Origin of the sequence: Fictibacillus sp. 5RED26 (assembly GCF_015903895.1) — a bacterium.
In the GTDB taxonomy this organism is placed as follows: Bacteria; Bacillota; Bacilli; order Bacillales; family Fictibacillaceae; genus Fictibacillus; species Fictibacillus phosphorivorans.
The window spans coordinates 159,735-180,537 of the sequence record NZ_JACZDU010000005.1; the positions used below are offsets into that span (position 1 = coordinate 159,735).

Consider the following 20,803-nt stretch of genomic DNA (forward strand, 5'->3'; position numbering starts at 1 on the left):
ATACCTGACTATTTTTTTATGTTAAAAACAAAACAAGAGTGGAGGCAGACCTTTGATTGAACTACTTAAAAAAGGAAATAAGTCGTCTGGCATTGCCGCATTAGGAAACACAGTACTTGCTATTGCAAAAGGGATTGCTGCCGCAGTCAGTGGAAGTGGTGCTATGTTCGCAACAACTCTGCACTCGGCTGCAGATGCATTAAACCAGGCGTTTGTATTTTTCGGAAGTGCTCTTTCTGAAAAAGAACCGACTAAACGCTTTCCGGCAGGTTTTGGCCGCGTGGTGAATCTGTTCGTTCTAGTGGCTGTAATCGTAGTTTCGATCATGGCTTACGAAACGATATTAAAAGGGTGGAAGCTTATACAGAATCCACAATCTTCAACGAATCTATTATTGAATATATCAATTATGATACTAGCGATCTTAGTTGATGGCTTTATCCTCATAAAGGCGATGAAGGAGATTGTTCACGAGACAAGAAGTGATGCAAAAGGATTCGGGATCGTAAAGGAGTCTTTTAAGAATGTTGCTTTAGCTGCACCACCAACACGCTTAGTCTTTTACGAAGACTTAATCGCGACTTCTGGGGCTTTGTTAGCTCTCATATCTATCGTATTAGCCGACCTAACCGGGGCGTACATATTAGATGGTATCGGTACGTTATTGATCGGAATCCTTTTGGTCGTTGTAGCTTTTAAGTTAGGGATTGAAAACACACGAGGGCTGATTGGTGTTGCTGCACCAAAAGTAGTTGAAGATCGAATTGCGAATGTGATTCTTTCAGACCAAGATGTCGTGGACATAAAAGAGCTAAGAATCCTACAAGAAGGTAGAAGGTATCACGTAGAAAGCTATATTGAATTAAAAGAAGGATTTACTCTGGCTGATGCTGATGATATTAAGTATCGGGTGAGAGATAAGCTTTTAGAAGATACCGACATTGGTGATGTTACGATGGGGATCTTAGAAACTGACCATGTAAAAACATGGCCAAAGAAAGCAGAAATTGAAGTGAACGGAAAAGAAGATAAGGTGGAGAAGACTCGCTAAGCATATTGGCGGGTTTTTCATTTAGAAAAAAATAGGATAAGAAGTCGAAATAGTTAAATATTTTTAAGAAAAAGGATAATATAATGATAGATGGTTAAGTTTGTTAAACATCGGTAATGTTCGGGGGATAAATTATGTGGAAAGTATTTTCGTATTTAAAAGCGTACCGTGTCGCGATAGGTGTTGCTCTTTTTTTAACGTTAACTGAACTTGGAGTTGAACTTCTGCAGCCGTTAATTATGGCGAAAATTATTGATGATGGTATCTTAAAAAGTGATTTAAGCGTTGTTAAGTATTGGGGAGCTGTCATGTTTGGGCTTGCTCTAGTCGCATTTGCAGCTGGTATTGCGAATTCGTTCTTCTCAGCACATGTTAGTCAGAACTATGGTTTTGATATTAGACGGCGTGTTTTTGAGAAGGTGCAGTCTTTTTCTTTTGTGAATTTCAATAAGTTCCCTGCCTCATCGTTAATAACACGAATGACAAATGATGTGACACAACTTCAGAATACAGTATTTATGAGTTTGCGGATCATGCTTAGAGCACCTCTGTTACTAGCAGGTGGCGTGATCATGTCTTTAATTGTGAACTGGAAACTTGCTCTAGTGCTAGTCGTTTTATTACCGTTCTTGTTATTTTTCTTAAAATGGGTTCTCCAGACTGCGGGCAGTATGTTTAGGGATGTTCAAGACAAGCTAGATGGCGTGAATCGTGTGATGCGTGAAAATCTGATGGGAATGCGTCTGATTAAAGCCTTTTTACGAAGAGATTTCGAGAAAAATCGCTTTGAACAAGCGAGCGGAGGATTGAAGGAAAAGACAGTCTCATCTCTTCGCTTAATTGAGGTATCAATTCCTGTCTTATTGTTTGTCATGAATATTGGAATTTTGTTCATCCTTTGGTTCGGCAGCAGACAAGTAAGCATGGGATCTATAGAGGTTGGAGAAGTGGTAGCGATCGTAAACTACTCATTCCGTATTTCCTCCGTACTTACGATTATCTCATTTATTATTATGGCTTTCTCCCGTGCGAAAGCATCTGCACAGCGAATAGGAGAAGTGCTTGATACAGAGATTGACCTTGTTGAATCTCAAGATACAGATCACTCTCTGAAGATAGGTAACGGATTAGTCGAATTTAAGAATGTTTCTTTCCACTATCCAGAAAGCGATATACCTGTTCTTCGAAATCTCACTTTTTCTGTAAATCCAGGACAGACGTTAGCGATTCTTGGTTCTACAGGTTCTGGTAAGACTTCACTCTTTCAACTCGTACCTAGGCTTTATGATGTAACAGAAGGTGAAGTACTTGTTGATGGGATAAATGTAAAGAACTATCCGATTGAAACGCTTCGAAAAGCAATCGGTGTTGTCCCTCAAGAAGCGGTTCTTTTTACTGGGTCTATCTCAGAGAATATTGGCTGGGGAAAAGAGGGAGCTACTTCTGATGAAGTTGTATCAGCGGCAGTCGACGCACAAATTCATGAGACTGTAGAAAAATTGCCGAATCAGTATGATACCCGAGTGGGTCAGCGTGGTGTCAACCTCTCTGGCGGACAGAAACAGCGTTTGTCTATCGCAAGAGCACTACTTCGCAAACCTAAGATACTTATGCTGGATGATAGTACGAGTGCATTGGATTTGAAAACGGAAGCAAAGCTGTTAAGAGCGCTAAAAACGTATTCTTGCACAACGTTTATTATTACGCAAAAAATCAGTACTGCGATGGAAGCGGATCATATTCTGCTCTTAGACGATGGAGCAGTTGAGGCATGGGGAACACATACAGAATTGATGAATACCTCACCATTGTATGTAAAAATCGTTCAATCACAGTTTGGGGAGGAGGACTTTCAGCATGTCAAAGGATTCAAACAGACCTCATCCACATAATCATTTATTTGGAAAAAAAGTAAAACCTAAAAATTGGGCAAGTACGATCAAACGGATCGGAAGTTATTTTTCTGATCAAAAATTCCTTCTGAGTCTAGTGTTGCTCATGGTCATCATAAGCTCGGCTTTAAGCTTACTCGGTCCTTTTTTGATCGGTATGGCTATAGATTCGTATATCGTAAAAGAAAATATAGATGGATTAAACAAACTTTTATTCGGTCTTATCTTTGTATTTGTAGGTCAATCTCTTTCGACTTGGCTGCAAAACTATTGGATGATCGGCATCGCACAAGATACCGTATTAAGAATGAGAAACGATCTGTTTAACCAGTTTCACCGATTATCGATTTCCTTTTTTGATAAACGGCAACATGGTGAACTGATGAGCCGGGTGACGAATGATATAGAAAATGTCAGTTCCACGCTGAACAGTTCGTTTATTCAAGTATTCTCAAGCATACTCACCCTTGTTGGAACAGTCGGTGTCATGATCTATTTAAGTCCCATACTAACGCTGATCTCTTTATCTATCGTTCCACTCATGTTCTTTGGTCTAAAGTGGATTACAAAAAGAACAGGTGCGCGGTTTAAAGAGCAACAAAGAAATCTGGGTGAGATCAATGGATATATCGAAGAGATCACTTCTGGTCAGCGTATCGTAAAATCCTTTTCGCAGGAAAAAAGAGTGATGGAAGAATTTATGGTTAAGAATGAGCGGTTGAGAGAATCTGGATATTGGGCTCAAACCTTCTCCGGTTTTATACCGAAATTGATGAACGTGCTCAACAATGGAAGCTTTGCATTAATTGCTGGAATCGGTGGCATGCTTGCTCTAGAGGGAAAAGTTTCAATCGGTGTAATCGTTATATTTGTTGAGTATTCGAGACAATTTACGAGACCACTCAACGATTTAGCCAACCAATTTAATACGCTACTATCTGCGGTTGCTGGAGCAGAGAGAGTCTTTGAAATCCTTGATGAATCACAAGAAGAGAAGGATGAGACCGGGGCTGCTGAACTGCCTTCTGTAAAAGGAAAAGTAGAATTTAAAGATGTTTCCTTCTCTTATGAAAAGGATGAAAAAACCGTGAGTGGATTGAGTTTTTCTGTGAAAGAGGGAGAGACGGTTGCCTTGGTGGGGCCGACTGGTGCAGGAAAAACTACCATCGTAAATCTGCTTTCTAGGTTTTATGAAAGCGATAGTGGTCAGATCTTAATCGATGGACATGACATTAAAAAAGTGAAAAGAAGCTCGCTCCGTAGTCATATGGGGTTTGTTCTTCAAGATTCTTTTTTGTTTGAGGGAACAATCCTTGAGAATATTCGGTATGGACGGTTGAATGCGACGGATGAAGAAGTGATGAATGCTGCAAAACTAGCGAATGCTCATTCTTTCGTTCAGAAGCTGCCTAGAGGATATCAAACGATACTGAACCAAGAAGGCAGCGGCATTAGTCAGGGCCAAAAGCAGCTTTTATCTATCGCAAGAGCGATATTGGCAGATCCGTCTTTACTGATTTTAGATGAAGCGACTAGCTCCATTGATACGATTACTGAGATGAAGATACAAGAAGCTCTGCAGCGTCTTATGCAGGGTAGAACGAGCTTTGTGATTGCACATCGATTGAACACGATTCAACAGGCTGATCAAATTTTAGTCCTTCACGATGGTGGTATCCTAGAAAAAGGGACACACGGAGAGCTGTTAAAAAACAAGAAATTCTATTATTCTCTCTATCACAGTCAATTAAAACAAGATGCATGATAAGTGAATATGATTGGTGAATGAGACTTTAGTCATAACAAAAGGGCGATTCTTGAAGGAATTGCCCTTTTTTTGTCGTATTGATAAAACATAAGACACTCGGACTAAGGAGTATAGAATGATCGTTGAGAAGCTGCTTTTACATGTTTTAATTGTTCTTGCGCCCGTATTAAGCTATAGCTTTTTGTTCGAACATCGGAAAATAGGCAGGTCACCATATTTCTTAGGCTTATTATATGGTTCGGCCGCATCGCTTTGTATGTATTTTGCGTATTATGATTCTTCACTGTACTGGGATCTAAGGTATGTTCCGGTCGTTCTGTCTATTTTTTATGGTGGTCCGATTTCTGGAATCATAACGATAGCTGCTCTTATGCTGACTAGAACAGCTATGGGTGGCGAAACCCTGTTCTTAGCGTATATCGTAGCAGTAATTGCTTGCTCAGTCCCTTTTTTCATCTATAAATACTTCTGGAAATCCACCCCGAAGAAGAGGGTTCATCTCTCAATTATAATAGGGTCATGGCCAGCGCTTGTCCAGTTGATCATCTTGTTGATCTATTTGTCTTTTAATCAGGATTTTTTAGTGTTTGATCAAAAATTAGTACTATACATAGGTGTGTTTGGCACCATTCAGATCTTAGCAGTTGTTTTCGCAGCTGTTCTTAATGAATCTGTCATTGAAAGAAACTTGATGAAGGATGAGATCCGTCGTTCTGAGAAGCAGCATACGCTTGGAGAGCTCGCTGCATCCATCGCACATGAAGTTCGTAATCCGCTAACTGTTGTAAAAGGGTTTCTTCAGTTGATGGAAGGGGAAGACGAGAGACATAAGCATTACTATCCACTCATCCTTAGTGAACTAGGAAGAGCTGAAAATATTATTAGCGATTACTTGAATTTTGCAAAACCTGAATTTAAAAAGATTGAGACATTCCCTCTTCCCTTATTAGTAATGGAATTAAGCATTCTATTAAACCCTTATGCGTTAAAGGAAGGAATTTCGCTCACACACACTATTGAATCAGACGCTGTCATAACTACGGACCGCAATCAGTTAAAACAAGCACTTATAAATATTTTGAAAAATGCTGTAGAGGCAACACCGAAAGAAGGACGCGTGACTATAAAATTAATAGAAGAGGATGACAGCGTAAAGATTATTGTGAGGGATACAGGTAAAGGAATGACGAAAGAACAGCTTGCACGGGTGGGTTCACTTTTCTTTTCCACGAAAGAGCAAGGAACCGGTTTAGGAACGATGGTATCTACTCGAATCATTGAATCAATGGGTGGAAGAGTAGATTATACGAGTAAGTTAGGTAAAGGTACGAAAGTCAGTATAACACTGCCTCTCACTCACCTTCTTAGTAGAGAAACGGTTTAAAAACCGTAAAAAAGGGGAAAATGCTGAGAAGAGGTGAAGCAGCATGGATAACTTTATGTCTGAACTCTTTAAGTTTTTTGGAGGCTTCTTAAATGTCAGCTTATTGTTAGTTGTCATTATTGTTATATTAATCGTGCGCCAAGCTAGAAAGAAAAAACCAAAAAATGAAGAAGAAGACTATCTTAATCACAAAGAAAAACATTCAAAAGAATGATGTTCAGAAAGCCTGTAGAACCTACAGGCTTTTTTGGTAATTTGACATATTTTTATGTTTTATGTTTAAAGTTTATTTTATTTAAAATTTTGGGAAGGTTTTCTATTTCTTACGTCGAAGTTACATACACATCATATGTGAAGAAGCACACATCAACGAAACTTTTTTGAGTGTGCTTTTTTATATCTTTTAAATTTGCCAATCATAGAACACGCGTCGTATAATTTTTGTATAATATTTTGTATAAAGTTTGTAAAAGTAGAAGGTAGGTATGTATGTATGAAATCTGTAGCTGTAATTGGTGCGGGTCCTGGTGGTCTAACAGCGGGCATGCTATTAGCCAGTAAGGGATATCAAGTGACAGTATACGAAAAACAACCGTTTATCGGCGGGCGTACTTCTGCTTTTCATCAAGATGGTTATACGTTTGATCGGGGTCCGACCTTTTTAAATATGCCTCACATCTTGGAAGAAATGTTTCAGCTTGCGGATCGACGCTTAGAAGATTATATCGAGTTAAAAAAACTTGAACCAATGTATCAACTGAAATTTAAAGATGCAACGATTGATTCAACAACAGATCAATCCGAGATGTATAAGAATATTGAGACAGTCTTTCCTGGAAACGGCGAAGGCTATAGACGTTTTATGAAGAAAGAAAAAGAAAAATTTGAAGCGCTCATGCCCATTCTACAAAATAAGCATGACTCTCTGTTGGATTATTTGCAGTTTAAGTTTATTAAAGCACTGCCAAAGTTAACGATAACCGATTCATTGCACGATCAGCTCTCAACGTATTTTTCTGATGAAAGGCTGCGACTCGCGTTTACGTTCCAAGCAAAATACTTAGGAATGTCTCCTTGGGAATGCCCTGGTGCGTTTACGATTCTTTCTTATATGGAACATGCTTACGGGGTGTACCATCCTGTAGGTGGTGTTAACAAAATTACAGAAGCAATGGTTAAAGTGATTAAAGAATATGGTGGTGAAGTAGCAACCTCATCAGGAGTAAAGGAACTTATTATCGAAAAAGGAAAAGTGAAGGGCCTTCAACTGGATTCAGGCGAAAAGGTACTTGCGGATGAAGTAGTGATTAATGCGGACTTCGCTCATGCGATGGAAAAGTTGATGCCTAAAGGATCTACTAAAAAGTATACGAGCGATAAATTGCTGAAGAAGAGCTATTCTTGTTCTGCTTTTATGCTATACGTGGGTGTGGATAAGAAATACGACCTTCCGCATCATACGATCGTTTTTTCTGAAGATTATCGTAAGAATGTTGAAGAGATTACGAAGAAGAAGATTTTGTCTCAAGACCCTTCTATCTATATTCATAATCCTTCTGTAACTGATCCGACCCTTGCACCTGAAGGAAAGTCTGCTCTTTACATCTTAGCTCCTGTTCCTAACAATTTTAGTTTGATCGACTGGGAACATCATAAGCATGCTTTTAAAAAGCTTGTTCTAGAGCAGCTTCAAGAACGGACTGATTTTAAAGACTTGGAACAGCATATCGAAACAGAATATATGTTTACACCGCTTGATTGGGAAAACGAACTCTCTGTATACAAAGGTGCAACGTTTAACCTTGGGCATCAATTAACCCAGATGATGTACTTTAGACCACATAATAAGCAAAAAGAGATTGAAGGGTTGTGGCTCGTAGGCGGAGGTACCCATCCAGGAAGCGGCCTTCCTACGATTATGGAATCTGCCCGTATCACAACTACGATGATGGCAGAGAAACATAGCTCGATGGAGGTTCGATCCGTATGAATGCTGGAATTGTTGGCGGAGGTATAGGTGGCTTAATTACAGCACTCTACTTAAGAAAACAAGGTAAAGAGGTTACAATCTACGAGAAAAGTTCCAGACTTGGCGGCAGGCTGAACTTTTTTGAAAAAGAAGGATACAAAATTGATAGCGGACCTACAATCGTGCTGCTGCCTGAAATGATCTATGAAATTTTAAGTGAGGTTGGCATTGAGCGCGATGAGCTAGAGCTGATCTTATGCAGTCCAATGTATAAGCTGAATTATCCAGACGGATCTCATTTTTATAAAACGAGTGACCTGCCTGGACAGTTGAACGAGATCACGAGAATGTTTCCAGGTGAAGAGCAAGGATTCTTACGGTACGTTACGGATATGTACGAGCGTTTTCACCAGGGGAAAACAGCATTCTTAGATCGTTCTTTCGTAAACCGAAGGGATTTCTGGACACCGAAAAATCTGCACACACTTACAAAACTAAAAGCTTATCAATCTGTAAAAAGATTAGCAGAAGCATATTTCAGCCATCCTAGAATGCAGGAAGCTTTTTCGTTTCAAACCTTATATATCGGAGGATCACCCGAAAACTCCCCAGCCATGTATTCGCTAGTGCCATTTAGTGAACATGCTCACGGGATTTGGTATGTAAAAGGCGGGTATGGAAGTGTTGTAGACTTGCTGCAAAGAAAGTTAGTCGAGCAAGGGGTGGAGATTCGATTGAGTACCCCAGTAGAAGCATTATCGTTACAAGGCAATTTCTGTAACGGGGTGGTGACAGAAGAAGGCACTCACCTGCATGACATGGTCATTTATAATGGTGACTTTCCTGGTATTCACCATCTCATTCCAGGACCAAAGCCGGTCAAGAAAAACTACGAATCTTCTTCTGGCTGTTTCCTTTTATATCTTGGTCTAGACAGAATGTTTGATGAGGCAGATGTTCATCAGTTCTTTATGACTGATCACTTCGATGAACATATGCGAGAAGTGTTTTTACAAAAGAAGTTGCCTCAGGATCCAGCTATTTATACGTTCTATCCTTCAAAAATAGATCAGACACTCGCACCAGAAGGGAAAAGCGTTTTGTACGTACTTGTTCCAGTTCCATCAGGAGACACAGTAGATTGGGAGTCTGAAAAACAAGCTTATGCTGATTTTATTATTGATTCTTTGGAAAAAAGAGGATATCCAGGTCTGAAGCAGTCTATCGTGTGGAGCGAAATCCGCACACCTAATGATGCACTCACTGATGGGTTGTACCAAGGTGGCAGTTTTGGTATCGCGCCGACTCTCAAACAATCTGGCGTCTTCCGGCCTCAGATCAAACCTCTTCCATACGAAAATCTGTACGCGGTGGGTGCATCCATCCATCCAGGTGGTGGCGTTCCCATCGTTATGCAGAGTGCAAAACATCTAGCCAAATATCTTGAAAGGGCGTGAAACAGTTGGTAACGGTTCAGGAATCTTATTCTTATTGTGAAAGTATCATTAAAGTTCATTCTAAAACCTTTTATAAAGCATTTTCATTTTTACCGGAAGACAAGCGACGTGCCGTTTGGGCCGTGTACTCATTTTGCAGAACGGTAGATGACATTGTAGATGAGGGAGATAGCCCAAAGGAAGAGCTAGCTGTCTTTAAGGCAGAGTTCAACCAGTTTCTTAACGGCGTGATTCCTGCAGCCGAGCCAATGTGGATCGCACTGCAGGATGTTTTTCAAAACTTTGAGATGGATCATCAAGCCTTTTTAGATATGATTAAAGGTCAGGAAATGGATCTATATAAGACCCATTATGATACGGTGGAAGAGCTAGAATACTACTCGTATCATGTTGCTAGTACAGTTGGCTTGATGTTGTTGCCGATATTAGCTCCTGAACAAAAAGATCTGCTTCGCGAAGGAGCGATTTCACTAGGCATCGGTATGCAGTTTACGAATGTACTGCGGGATATCGCAGAAGACTTAGATCGTGACAGAGTATATGTTCCAGCGAAAGTGATGGCTGAACACAGCTATACAGAAGAAGATCTGAAAAAGGAAATCGTTGATGATCGCTTTATTGCGGCATGGGAGAGTATAGCGATTCGTGCGGAAGTCTTTTATGCAAAATTTAATGAAACACTAGAACACTATCCGATCGAATCAAGAATGCCTGTGCAGCTAGCAGCGATCTATTATCGCGAGATTCTAAACAAGGTTCGTAAGCAGAATTATAAAGTGTTTAGCGGAAGAGTGTTTGTATCAAGTGCTGAAAAAGGGGATCTGTTGAAGCAGATTGCTGTGAAATAAATACCCGTTATTAGGAAAAGAGCTGAAAACCAGGTTATGCCTGTGTTATCAGCTTTTTTGTATATTTATCAGATTTTAATCAAACCGTCAAACCAACGTAGCGAGTGCTTGTTAAGTACTAAACAGAGAGAAAAATAACAGAAAAAAATCTTTACCAATGATTATAAAAACAATACCATGTGCTCCTCATCGTGAAAATGACCATCTACTTTAAGTGCTTTTTCTTCATAACCGTATGTTTTAAAGCCGAGTGAAGTGTAAAGGTTCTTTGCTTTTTCATTGTTAGCTTCTACTGTTAAGTTCAGTTTCTCGAGAACAGATATATTTTTTGCGTGTTGGATAACTGCTTCCATGAGGGAGCGGCCAACGCCGGCTTTTCTGTTCTCGGTGCTCACATACATGGCATAAATGTTTCCGCGGTGCTGCATCTTTAAAGCTTTTTCTTGAACTAACGTAACATTGCCGATCAGCCGATCTTCATCGAACATACCGAACGTATAACTGCTTTCTTCTTGTAATCTGCTCGCTACTTCTTTTATTGGATCTTTTCTTTGAATTGCTTCTTCATAGCTTGAAGCAAACGCTTCTGGATTTGATTTTAATGCTTCAAGTCGAAGCTCCCAATATGCCTTTGCATCTTCGGGTTTTAAGAGACGGACTTCCATACGATATCCCCCAATGTTTTTAAAAATTAGTGTACCACAAAATGGAAAGAGTATGAAATATGAATGTGAAAATGAGCAAACATTTAGGGGCGTTTGCTCGTTTTTATGAATTTATGATAATTGTTTGGGGACTGACCCCTTCAGCAGTTCACGGGCGACATTGCGACCACTCATGACGACCATCGGGGAGCCGCCACCAGGATGGGTTGTACCTCCAGCGAAATACAAATTGCTGATGTCTTTAGAGCGGTTAGAAGGGCGTAAAAACGTGTTCTTACGTTCATTCGCTGAAATACCATATAATGCCCCTTTAAAAGCTCCAAACTTAGCTTGTATGTCGTGAGGGGTTATCATCTTCTCATGCATGATATGCGGCCTTAAATGTAGACCGAACGACTCTAGACGGTCGTATACTAAATGTTTGTATTGCTCATACGCATCAAGACTTTTAGAAGCAGTAGCTTTTATAGGTGGTGCGTTAACCAATATAAAAAGGTTATCTCCATCAGGGGAGACGGATGGATCGGTTACAGATGAATTTGAAATATAGATGGTTGGGTCATCAGGGTATTCTCCGTTGAATAACATTTCGAACTCTCGTTTATAATCATTTGAGAAATACACTTGATGATGCAATAGGTTATCTAACCGTTTGTTTAAGCCGACTAAGAGAACAAATGCAGAAATTGAAGGAGAATAGCTCTCGACCTTATTATTTTTCATAGAAGGTCTGTAGCGTTCTTCTACGAGCTTAGGATACGCTTCGAGCAGATCTCCGTTCATTACGACAGCATCGAACGTAGCTTCTTCTCCGTTTGAAAGGATCAGAGATTTTGCTTCAGCATCCATAACGCTTATTTTTGTAACTTCTACCCCTGCATGTAAATGAACCCCAAGCTTTTTTGCTAGGCGGACCATACTTTCAGCAATCTTCACGTTGCCGCCTTTTACGTAAAAAACGCCTTGAACCATCTCTAGATAAGCGATCAAAGAGAATGTAGCAGGTGCCTGAAAGGGGGATGAACCTATGTAAGTGGCATACCGGTTAAAGGTTTGCAGCAATAGCGGATGATTAAAATATTTACGATGAAAGCTGTCCATAGATTGCAGTGGTCTCACTTTTGTAAAAGCATTAAAAAGTGAGGGAGAAAGATAATCTTTCATACTCGTAAAAGTCCTAGGGAAAAATTCTTTCTCTGCTAGATGATACAAACGAGTCACTTCTGCAAGGTAATCTGAATATCGTTGTGCCGCATAGGGATCGAGTTCTTTTAATTGATTCATCACATGATCCACATCAGTCGACATCTCAAAAATTTCACCGTGGCTGCTAATATTTCGAGTATGCGTATCTAATTTAATCCACTCAAAATAGTTTCTAGGATCTTCACCGGCATCCTGAAACACTTCGTCAAATATTTGAGGCATCGTGATGGTGTTCGGTCCGAAATCAAACGTGTGAGTACCTAATGCTACAGGCATCAGCTTCCCGCCAAAATGCTCGTTTTTTTCATAGACATGAACCTCACAACCTTTACTAGCAAGTGAGATGCTTGTAGACAATCCGCCAAGGCCGCCGCCGATAATTGCAACTTTTCTCATTGATAAGAACGTCCTTTCCATTCGTAGCCTTGCTTTTTCAGTGCTTTCCACATCGATGCATTCACTAGTACGACCAAACCGATTGCAGATAACGGCATAGTGAAGGCAAGGTAAGCTTTTTGTCCCGTGAAGAGGTCGACATAAGCTTTTTGGATGACCGTGATCAAATAAGGCAGCAGCCATAAAAATTGCTCAGTGAGTATGCCATATATGAAGAAAAACAAAGGTGCTATGTAAAATACGGTATAAAAAACAGATAAAAAAACTACAAGAAAGATGGAACGTCCGAGTCCAGGAAACAGATTCTTCGTAAATCCATTCCAAACTTCTTTGTTTGTCGTGTACATATAACAAGAAACATAGTTCGTTACGTTGGCGAGAACAACCTTATAACGTGCTCGTTTCATGGTTTTGGCTAAGTCTACATCATCAACTAAAGAATCCTTAATGCTAGCATGACCACCTATAGCATGATAATCCTTACTCTTAAACAACATGAACGCACCATGTGCAGCTGTTGCGGGTGGCCATTTTGTAAAGTTCGCAAAAAGAAGCGGAAGATGAAAAAGGATAACAAAATGCTGTAGAGGAACAATCAGCTTCTCAAAAAACAAAGTTACAGGAAACTTTGGAAATCCAGACAATAGACTAGCTTTCCGCTTTTTTAATAGTGTTAGTGAAGTCTCAATCGTATGAGGATGGAGTCGAACGTCCGCATCGATAAACAAAAGATAATCACCTGTGGCACTTTGACTAAGCTGGTGACAGGCATGAACTTTACCAGCCCAACCGGCAGGAAGGTTCTTTCCTTGAAGAACAGTAAAACGGCTATCGTTATCAATGTGCTTCAACAGCAAGTTATAGGTTTCATCATCTGAATGATCATCCAATATGGTAAAAGATATAGGACGATGAGTCAGTCCTTTTAAAGTGCTAACAAGACCAGCTACGTTATTCTCTTCATTACGCATCGGTACAAAAACAGCAACCCTCTCTGAATGAGTAGCCCGTAAAGAGGGCTTTTTTAGAGAGGGTAAAAAGAGACTATTTAATAGGGTTGCCGCTAAAAAGAGAATGGCAGCTGCAATAAATAAGAGAACCATCATTATCACCTTTTCCCCGGGCTATAAGCTATACTGCGATTTAGAGAAAGTGGTTTATTGTTAATGCGATATAAACTCAACAAGACGATACTAGCGAGAGTCACACCGATTGAAGCTAGATACAGCTCTGATGTTAATCCTAGTACCACAAACATGCTCGTGACCATTAAAAACACAGCGACCGTACGAGAATGCCAATAAGGATGCGGAGTGGTTGCTGTTTTTTTTGTAATGTTCAATCCTGTAACTAAAACGATATGAAAGAAGCTAGCCAAAAGAAACCAGCCAACAAAATTCTGCAACGGTATTCCGTAATACATCCCTGAGCCATCCCAGAACCAGTAACCTTTAACAAGGTAAGCGACAGGATCGATAATCCCATCCATGACAACAGCGATGAGACCACCTGTAACGACATAGAGTGGAACTTTTATCGCTGTTTGACCTTTATATGGATTAACGATTCCACCAGCAATCGCGTGTGAGACAGCGATAATCATCACCCACGCGAATCCGATGGCAACAGGAACACCTAACCATTGTAAACCGAGCTGATCGCTATAATTATAGTGACCGAAAATCAGGCCGGTTTTGACGCCGATACTTTCAGCTACGATGCTTCCAAACAGAACGAATAAAGCAAAAATAGCGCCAAAATTTCCGTAAGTTCGGTAAAAATAAAACCCTCCGAGTATACCACATGCGATTAGAAACACGCTGTTTGCCCACTCCAGAGAAGGAGGAAGAATATCAAAAACAAGAAGTATTAATCCTACGCTGTACCAAAAGATAAAGAACCGAAAAAGTACTTTATCGATGGTGCCATGCTGCTGTGCTGGTTGCAATATTACCCGATCTCCTTTGAAACATTTTTTAAATCTTCCCCTATTAAATCAGCTGTCAGCTGTCCAGATAGTGTTACCATTGGAACGCCTCCGCCAGGGTGTGTAGAACCGCCTACGAAATATAGATTTGTAAACTGATTGCTTCTGCTCGGAATCTTAAATCCGCCGTTCATCTTACGGTCTGTTCGAATGCCGTAGATAGATCCTCCGTTCGGTCCGTACAGTTCTTTTAAAGTGTCAGGTGTAAACGTGTATTCCCACTCCACGTGCTGGCGTAGGTCTTTAGCTCCCATGCGCTCAAGTTTGTTCAAGACAAGCTCACGATAGCTTTCAAGGTTGCTTTCCCACGTTTCGCCTTCTTTAAGAGGTGGTACATGCGTTAGGACGAACCAGTTATCTTTACCTTCAGGTGCTTGAGTCGGATCCGTTTTTGATGAGATTCCCACATAGACTGTAGGGTCATCTGCAAGAATACCAGTATTAAAGATTTGATCAAATTCTCTTTCCCCACTTTGAGAGAAGAAGAAGTTGTGATGCGCAAATTCATCATACTTTTTATCGACTCCAAGCAATAAGACGAGACCTGAAACAGTAGGTTCGTATTTACTTAGATCTTCTGCTGCTTTTTTAGCTTGCGGATGATTTGAGAGAAGTGTCTTGTATGCTGGTATCGCTTCTAAGTTAGAAACAACGATATCTGCATACATCTCTTCGCCGTTCTCAAGCTTTACTCCTTTAGCCGTAGTGCCTTCTGTTAAGATACCTACTACTTTTTGATTCGTTCGAACATCAACGTTATATTCGTTTAAAACACTTAAGATCGATTCAGCAATTTTGTACATTCCGCCTTCCACATAATAAATACCAAGGCCGAGCTGAACGTGTATCAACTGAGAGAGAACAGCTGGTGCCTGATAAGGGGAGGAACCGATATACATGATGAAGAAATTAAATAGTTGTTGAAGGTGTTTGTCTTTAATGAACTTTTTCGTTGCTTGGTCCATTGATTTTACAGGATCCATCGCAAGAAGCTCTTTAAAGCTGTGAAGAGTGCGCAGATCGTTTAATCCAGTTAAACTTTTCTTATAAAAACTCTTCATGCTAAGTTCGTACATTTGGCTGCAATAATCCAGATATTTAAAGAACGAAGCAGCATCTTGCGGATTTACTTTACTGATTTCTTTCAGCATCTCTGGCAGGTCGCTCGTCACATCAATTACCGTGCCATCTTCAAAGAACGTTCTCCACTGTGGCTCGATACGCTGAATGTTTATGTAATCGTGGATGTTCTTTCCAGCAGATTCAAATAGCTGTTCAAGCACCCATGGCATGGTTAAGATGGAAGGCCCTGTATCAAAGGTATAGCCTTTTCCAGAACGCTGATTCAATTTGCCGCCAATACGTTCATTTTTTTCGAGTACAGTTACCTCGTGTCCATCAGCTGCTAATCGAAGAGCTGCTGATAGTCCTCCAAGTCCGCCGCCTACAACTAACACTTTTTTCTTCATCAAAATCCTCCTCGGTATTGGGAATGAAAGGTTAAGGTTGTTTCTTAGCTGTTGCTGTACGACTGTTCCTCTGTATTGTATAGTTTATGTACAACCATTGTAAAATTATTGAACGCTTTTTCAACATATTCAGAAAGTCATTCTTTATTTTCAGTTCTTGACTGAATATAAAAACTCCTCTTTTTTTAAGAATTGTTTGAAAAAAGAATACAAAGCCCAAGCTGTAACTACAACTTATTTTCTAAAGGAGACAGTCGACATGCTTTCTACCATTTTGTATCTATCAATCATGTGGCTTTGTGGATGGTTCATGCTATGGAATATTCGCACTCTAAGTGATAAAACTCCTTATGAACCACACTCTGTTTCAGTTATTATTCCCGCAAGGAATGAGGAAGCAAACTTAAAAAATTTATTGCCCACGTTGAGTAACCAAAGTATGAAACTTCATGAAGTAATTGTTGTTAACGATGATTCTGATGATCGAACAGAAGAAGTCGCTCGGGAATTCGGTGTAACTGTTGTGAAACCAGAGCGTCTTCCGATCGGTTGGCTTGGAAAACCATGGGCATGCTGGAATGGAGCAAAACATGCAACAGGTTCTCTATTGTTATTTTTAGATGCAGATTTAGAAATTGAGAGAGACGGAATAGAACGCTTATGTGGAGAATGGGAAAGAAACAGGGGAATGATCAGTGTCCAGCCTTTTCATCAGATGAAGAGTGCACGAGAAAAATTATCTTCTCTATTTAACATTATCGTAATGGCGGCCATGCAATGTTTTACACTATTTCGTAAAAAACCTGCTGGTGCGTTTGGTCCGTGCTTAATGATCGATAGAAAAACCTATACAGAGATCGGTGGCCATGAAGGGATTAAGCACCAAGTTCTTGAACATATGGAAATGGGAAGAGTGGCTATGAATCAAGATGTAAACGTTACTTGTTTCTCAGGATACAAGGCGGTTTATTTCAGAATGTATTCAGAAGGTCTAACAGCACTATTTTTCGGATGGTGTAAAAGTTTTGCACTTGGTTCTGCCAAAACGCCTCTCCTGCCCTTAGTGCTGACAGTAGCATGGATAACAGGCGGAATAAGTCTAGCCATTCAGCTTCCTTTCTTGTTGGTTCAAGAAATCAACGAAGTTTTGATGTGGGGAATCTTCTATCTGCTTTTTGCGATTCAGATTAAGACCTTAATGAAGAAAATAGGAACGAATTCAATACTGTCAGCTCTATCACACCCGTTTCACTTCTTGTTTTTTTCTTTAGTGTACATCTGGTCTTTTATTTTGAGTATGATCAAAAAAGAAGTAAAGTGGAAAGGTAGAGAAATCTCGGTTTCTGAAAAAGGAGATGCGTAAATGCTGATTGAACTTTCTCCGTTTTGGACGGTAACGATCAATATTCTTGCCTGGCTCATCTTTCATTTAACTGTAGCTTATATCATTCATCGAATTCCTTTTTCTTCCTTCACGAAAGAGAGTAGATGGGATACGGCTTTTGGCTGGGAAAACAGTGGAGGATGGTATGAAAAAATAGGAATACGCAAATGGAAAACGATACTGCCTGATGGTGGAGATTTTTATCGGGGAGGTTTCGCTAAGAAAACACTGGAGGGGGATTCCCTAGAGTATCTAGCCCGTTTTTTAGCAGAAACACGTCGTGCAGAACTAACGCATTGGCTTTCCATGCCACCAGCTTTGTTGTTTTTCTTATGGAACCCTGTTTGGATCGGCAACATCATGATTCTGTATGCCGTTCTGTTCAATCTTCCTTTTATATTTATCCAGAGATATAACAGGTTCAGGCTGATTCGAATCCTGAACCTTAAGAACAAAACGCTTGAACGAAAGAGGAGGAAAGTTGTTGGATATTTCGAAGGACCTTACGGAAAAGCGGAAAACTGAACATATTAGAATTAGCTTGAATGAAGATGTGGAAGGTAAGAACATTACGACAGGGCTTGAAAGCTATCGGTTCGTACCCAACGCACTGCCTGAATTATCATTCGATGAAATTACGCTTTCAACTACATTTTTAAATAAATCGATGCGGACGCCTTTTTTGATTTCTTCCATGACTGGTGGAACAGATACCGCCTATCAAATCAATCAACATTTAGCAATGGCTGCCGAAGAAAAGGGATGGGCGATCGGCCTCGGTTCAATGAGAGCAGCGGTAGAGAACGAGGATCTTGCCTATACGTTTCAGATTCGAAAGTATGCTCCTAATATTCCGATTATCGCGAACATCGGAGCGGTTCAGCTGAATTATGACTTTGGGGCAGTTCAATGTAAAAAAGCGGTGGAGATGGCTGAAGCAGATATGCTTGTACTGCACTTAAACACGTTACAGGAAGTGTTTCAGCCAGAAGGAGATACGAATTTCTCGAAATTGCTTTCTAAAATTGAAGAAATCGCAAATTCTCTTCATGTGCCGGTCGGTGTGAAAGAAGTAGGAATGGGTATCGATGATAAAACGGCAGATCGCCTTACTTCCGCTGGTATTCAGTTCATTGATGTAGCTGGAGCAGGTGGAACGTCATGGATACAAGTAGAAAGTTATCGTTCAAACGACAGCATTCGAAAAGAAGCTGCTGAAGCTTTTCTAGATTGGGGACTGCCGACTGCTGAAAGTATTCTTGCTGTGAGAAAGAACAATTTTGATATTCCCTTGATCGCAAGTGGAGGACTAAAAAACGGTGTTGATGCTGCAAAAACGATTGCTCTAGGTGCTAATCTTGCTGGTTTTGGAAGGCTGCTACTGCCATCAGCTGTAGAAAATGATGTTGAAGCGTTGCTCATACAGATGGAACGAATCGAATTTGAGATGCGTGCGGCTATGTTTGGTATAGGTGCTAGTCGTATAGAAGAACTTGCACATTCAGATCGACTCATAAAGAAAATTTAAAAAAGCGCTCCTGAGTAGTCAGGAACGCTTTTGTTTGTATTTATTTTAATTCATCAAGTGTTTCTTCCATGTCATCAAATTGGTTTTGAACCTTTTTAGATGGATTTTTCGTTAATAAGCTTACAATAATAATGGCGATTAAGCTTAAGAAGAATCCAGGGATCATTTCATACACTTGTTCTTTTAGATCAGGGAACTGAACCCAAGTAAGAACTGTTACAGCACCAACGATAATACCTGCTAGAGCTCCCCACTTCGTCATCTTCTTCCAGAACAGGCTTAATAGGACGAGTGGTCCAAATGCTGAACCAAATCCTGCCCATGCATAGCCTACAAGGCTAAGAATAGTATCACTAGGGTTCAAGGACAACAATACTGCAATTACAGCTACAATTAGTACCGCAATACGTCCGATCATAACAAGTTCCTTCTGAGAAGCATTCTTCTTTAAGAATTGCTTGTAAAAGTCTTCTGTCACAGAAGACGAAGTTACTAACAGCTGAGATGAGATGGTACTCATGATTGCAGCTAGTATGGCAGCTAATAAGAAACCAGTAATAAGCGGATGGAATAACAGATTCGCAAATTCGATAAATACTGTTTCAGGATCAGCAAGTTCTCTTCCTTCTCTAGCAAACCAAGCTACACCAATCAATCCTGTAAGAGAAGCACCGATAAGAGAGATGATCATCCAGCTCATACCGATTCTTCTTGCTGTTTTAATGTCTTTAACAGATGTGATAGCCATAAAACGAACAATAATATGTGGTTGACCGAAGTAACCTAATCCCCAAGCTAGTAAAGAGATTAATCCAAGAGTGGTCAATCCTTTTGATACTTGAAGAAGGGATGGATCAACACCGCGAATTGTGTCAATTACTGTTTGTGAGTCACCAATGTCTGTAAATGCAACGATTGGCACTAAGATTAAAGCGATGAACATGATACAGCCTTGAACGAAATCCGTCCAACTTACTGCAAGGAATCCACCAAATAGTGTATAAGCTACAACTACCCCAACCGTAATTAACATACCAGTTAGATAAGTTGTACCGAATGCACTTTCAAACAGCTTACCACCAGAAACAAGTCCGGCAGATGCATAAAGTGTGAAGAAGATAATGATAACGAGCCCTGAAACGATACGTAGAATTTTCTGTGTATCATTAAAGCGATTCTCAAGATAATCAGGAATCGTAATGGAATCATCCGCAACTTCTGTATACGTACGAAGACGGGGTGCTACTAGAAGATAGTTTAAATATGCACCAATCGTGAGTCCAACAGCGATCCAAATACTGCTTATTCCGTCAGTGAACATCGCACCCGGAATACCCATCATCATCCAACCACTCATATCAGATGCGCCAGCTGAAAGTGCAGTAACAGCAGGACCTAGTCCTCGTCCACCTAACATGTAGTCATTTAAATCAGATGTTTTTTTGTAAGCCCAGTACCCGATATAAAGCATACCGGCCATGTAAATAACTAAAGAAATAATAACTCCTGTTTGCATGTAAAAATTTCTCTCCTTTTCTTTTTTCATGAAATGGGTCATGTTAGTTTGCTCAACGGATGACTTGTTTATGAAAAAGTTGGCAGGTTGTTTCTTAGAGCTTTTTATTTGCAAAAAGAGCTTGCGGGGAATAGCAGAAAAAAACTTGAAGTCAAAAGCGCGGTCGAAAAACGCATTTAAAAAACTTGCTGGATTAAATAAACCCAGCATCAACTACAAGAAAAAAGCAAAGCCGATGTGTGAATTGAAAATAGGTGGCATCCGTTTTGAGCAAAAAACGTGC

17 protein-coding genes are annotated in these 20,803 nt (G+C 40.2%); 11 read left to right on the forward strand and 6 right to left on the reverse strand.

The features are described from left to right. Positions 1-52 precede the first annotated feature (52 nt). From IHV10_RS17655 to IHV10_RS17690, 8 genes are all read left to right on the forward strand, one after another. Entirely contained in the window at positions 53-1,051 is a 999-nt protein-coding gene (locus IHV10_RS17655) for a cation diffusion facilitator family transporter (protein ID WP_197132535.1), read from the forward strand. A 134-nt stretch (positions 1,052-1,185) separates the two neighbouring features. After that, on the forward strand, positions 1,186-2,943 hold the full coding sequence (locus IHV10_RS17660; protein ID WP_197132538.1) for an ABC transporter ATP-binding protein: 1,758 nt from the start codon (positions 1,186-1,188) through the stop codon (positions 2,941-2,943). Further along, on the forward strand, positions 2,909-4,708 hold the full coding sequence (locus IHV10_RS17665) for an ABC transporter ATP-binding protein (protein WP_197132541.1): 1,800 nt from the start codon (positions 2,909-2,911) through the stop codon (positions 4,706-4,708). The genes IHV10_RS17660 and IHV10_RS17665 overlap by 35 nt, the downstream gene beginning before the upstream one ends. A gap of 118 nt (positions 4,709-4,826) precedes the next feature. Continuing rightward, positions 4,827-6,095, forward strand: coding sequence for an ATP-binding protein (locus IHV10_RS17670; RefSeq protein WP_197132544.1), 1,269 nt, complete (start codon positions 4,827-4,829; stop codon positions 6,093-6,095). A 43-nt stretch (positions 6,096-6,138) separates the two neighbouring features. Continuing rightward, the gene (locus tag IHV10_RS17675; RefSeq protein ID WP_186320649.1) at positions 6,139-6,309 is read left to right on the forward strand and encodes a hypothetical protein; all 171 of its coding nucleotides are present in this window, start codon (positions 6,139-6,141) and stop codon (positions 6,307-6,309) included. Positions 6,310-6,588: 279 nt separating this feature from the next. Further along, positions 6,589-8,085, forward strand: coding sequence for a phytoene desaturase family protein (locus IHV10_RS17680; RefSeq protein WP_197132547.1), 1,497 nt, complete (start codon positions 6,589-6,591; stop codon positions 8,083-8,085). Continuing rightward, positions 8,082-9,521: a phytoene desaturase family protein gene (locus IHV10_RS17685; protein WP_197132550.1), complete on the forward strand. Its 1,440-nt coding sequence runs from the start codon at positions 8,082-8,084 to the stop codon at positions 9,519-9,521. The genes IHV10_RS17680 and IHV10_RS17685 overlap by 4 nt, the downstream gene beginning before the upstream one ends. Positions 9,522-9,526: 5 nt before the next feature. After that, entirely contained in the window at positions 9,527-10,369 is an 843-nt protein-coding gene (locus IHV10_RS17690) for a phytoene/squalene synthase family protein (RefSeq protein WP_197132553.1), read from the forward strand. A 161-nt stretch (positions 10,370-10,530) separates the two neighbouring features. Here the strand turns inward: IHV10_RS17690 and IHV10_RS17695 are convergent, their stop codons facing one another. The 5 genes from IHV10_RS17695 to IHV10_RS17715 form a co-directional block, all read right to left on the reverse strand. After that, complete coding sequence (locus IHV10_RS17695) at positions 10,531-11,034, reverse strand: GNAT family N-acetyltransferase (RefSeq protein ID WP_197132556.1); 504 nt, start codon at positions 11,032-11,034, stop codon at positions 10,531-10,533. A gap of 111 nt (positions 11,035-11,145) precedes the next feature. Beyond that, positions 11,146-12,636, reverse strand: coding sequence for a phytoene desaturase family protein (locus tag IHV10_RS17700; protein WP_197132559.1), 1,491 nt, complete (start codon positions 12,634-12,636; stop codon positions 11,146-11,148). Beyond that, positions 12,633-13,742, reverse strand: a complete 1,110-nt coding sequence (locus tag IHV10_RS17705) for a glycosyltransferase (protein WP_370629675.1) — start codon at positions 13,740-13,742, stop codon at positions 12,633-12,635. The genes IHV10_RS17700 and IHV10_RS17705 overlap by 4 nt, the downstream gene beginning before the upstream one ends. 2 nt (positions 13,743-13,744) lie before the next feature. After that, positions 13,745-14,584: a carotenoid biosynthesis protein gene (locus IHV10_RS17710; protein WP_197132562.1), complete on the reverse strand. Its 840-nt coding sequence runs from the start codon at positions 14,582-14,584 to the stop codon at positions 13,745-13,747. A 2-nt stretch (positions 14,585-14,586) separates the two neighbouring features. Further along, positions 14,587-16,092 carry a phytoene desaturase family protein gene (locus IHV10_RS17715; RefSeq protein ID WP_197132565.1) on the reverse strand — a complete coding sequence of 502 codons (1,506 nt, stop codon included), beginning with the start codon at positions 16,090-16,092 and terminating at the stop codon, positions 14,587-14,589. Positions 16,093-16,351: 259 nt separating this feature from the next. Here IHV10_RS17715 and IHV10_RS17720 point away from each other — a divergent pair, with 259 nt between their 5' ends. Genes IHV10_RS17720 through fni form a run of 3 tightly spaced genes read left to right on the forward strand, consistent with a single transcriptional unit; the run spans position 16,352 to position 19,004 of the window. Further along, positions 16,352-17,455, forward strand: coding sequence for a glycosyltransferase (locus IHV10_RS17720; protein ID WP_197132568.1), 1,104 nt, complete (start codon positions 16,352-16,354; stop codon positions 17,453-17,455). Continuing rightward, positions 17,456-18,001, forward strand: coding sequence for a glycosyl-4,4'-diaponeurosporenoate acyltransferase (locus IHV10_RS17725; RefSeq protein WP_197132571.1), 546 nt, complete (start codon positions 17,456-17,458; stop codon positions 17,999-18,001). After that, on the forward strand, positions 17,961-19,004 hold the full coding sequence (gene fni, locus IHV10_RS17730; protein ID WP_370568986.1) for a type 2 isopentenyl-diphosphate Delta-isomerase: 1,044 nt from the start codon (positions 17,961-17,963) through the stop codon (positions 19,002-19,004). The genes IHV10_RS17725 and fni overlap by 41 nt, the downstream gene beginning before the upstream one ends. A 40-nt stretch (positions 19,005-19,044) precedes the next feature. Here fni and putP read toward each other — a convergent pair whose 3' ends face one another. Then, positions 19,045-20,520 carry a sodium/proline symporter PutP gene (gene putP / locus IHV10_RS17735; RefSeq protein WP_197132578.1) on the reverse strand — a complete coding sequence of 492 codons (1,476 nt, stop codon included), beginning with the start codon at positions 20,518-20,520 and terminating at the stop codon, positions 19,045-19,047. Positions 20,521-20,803: the final 283 nt, after the last annotated feature.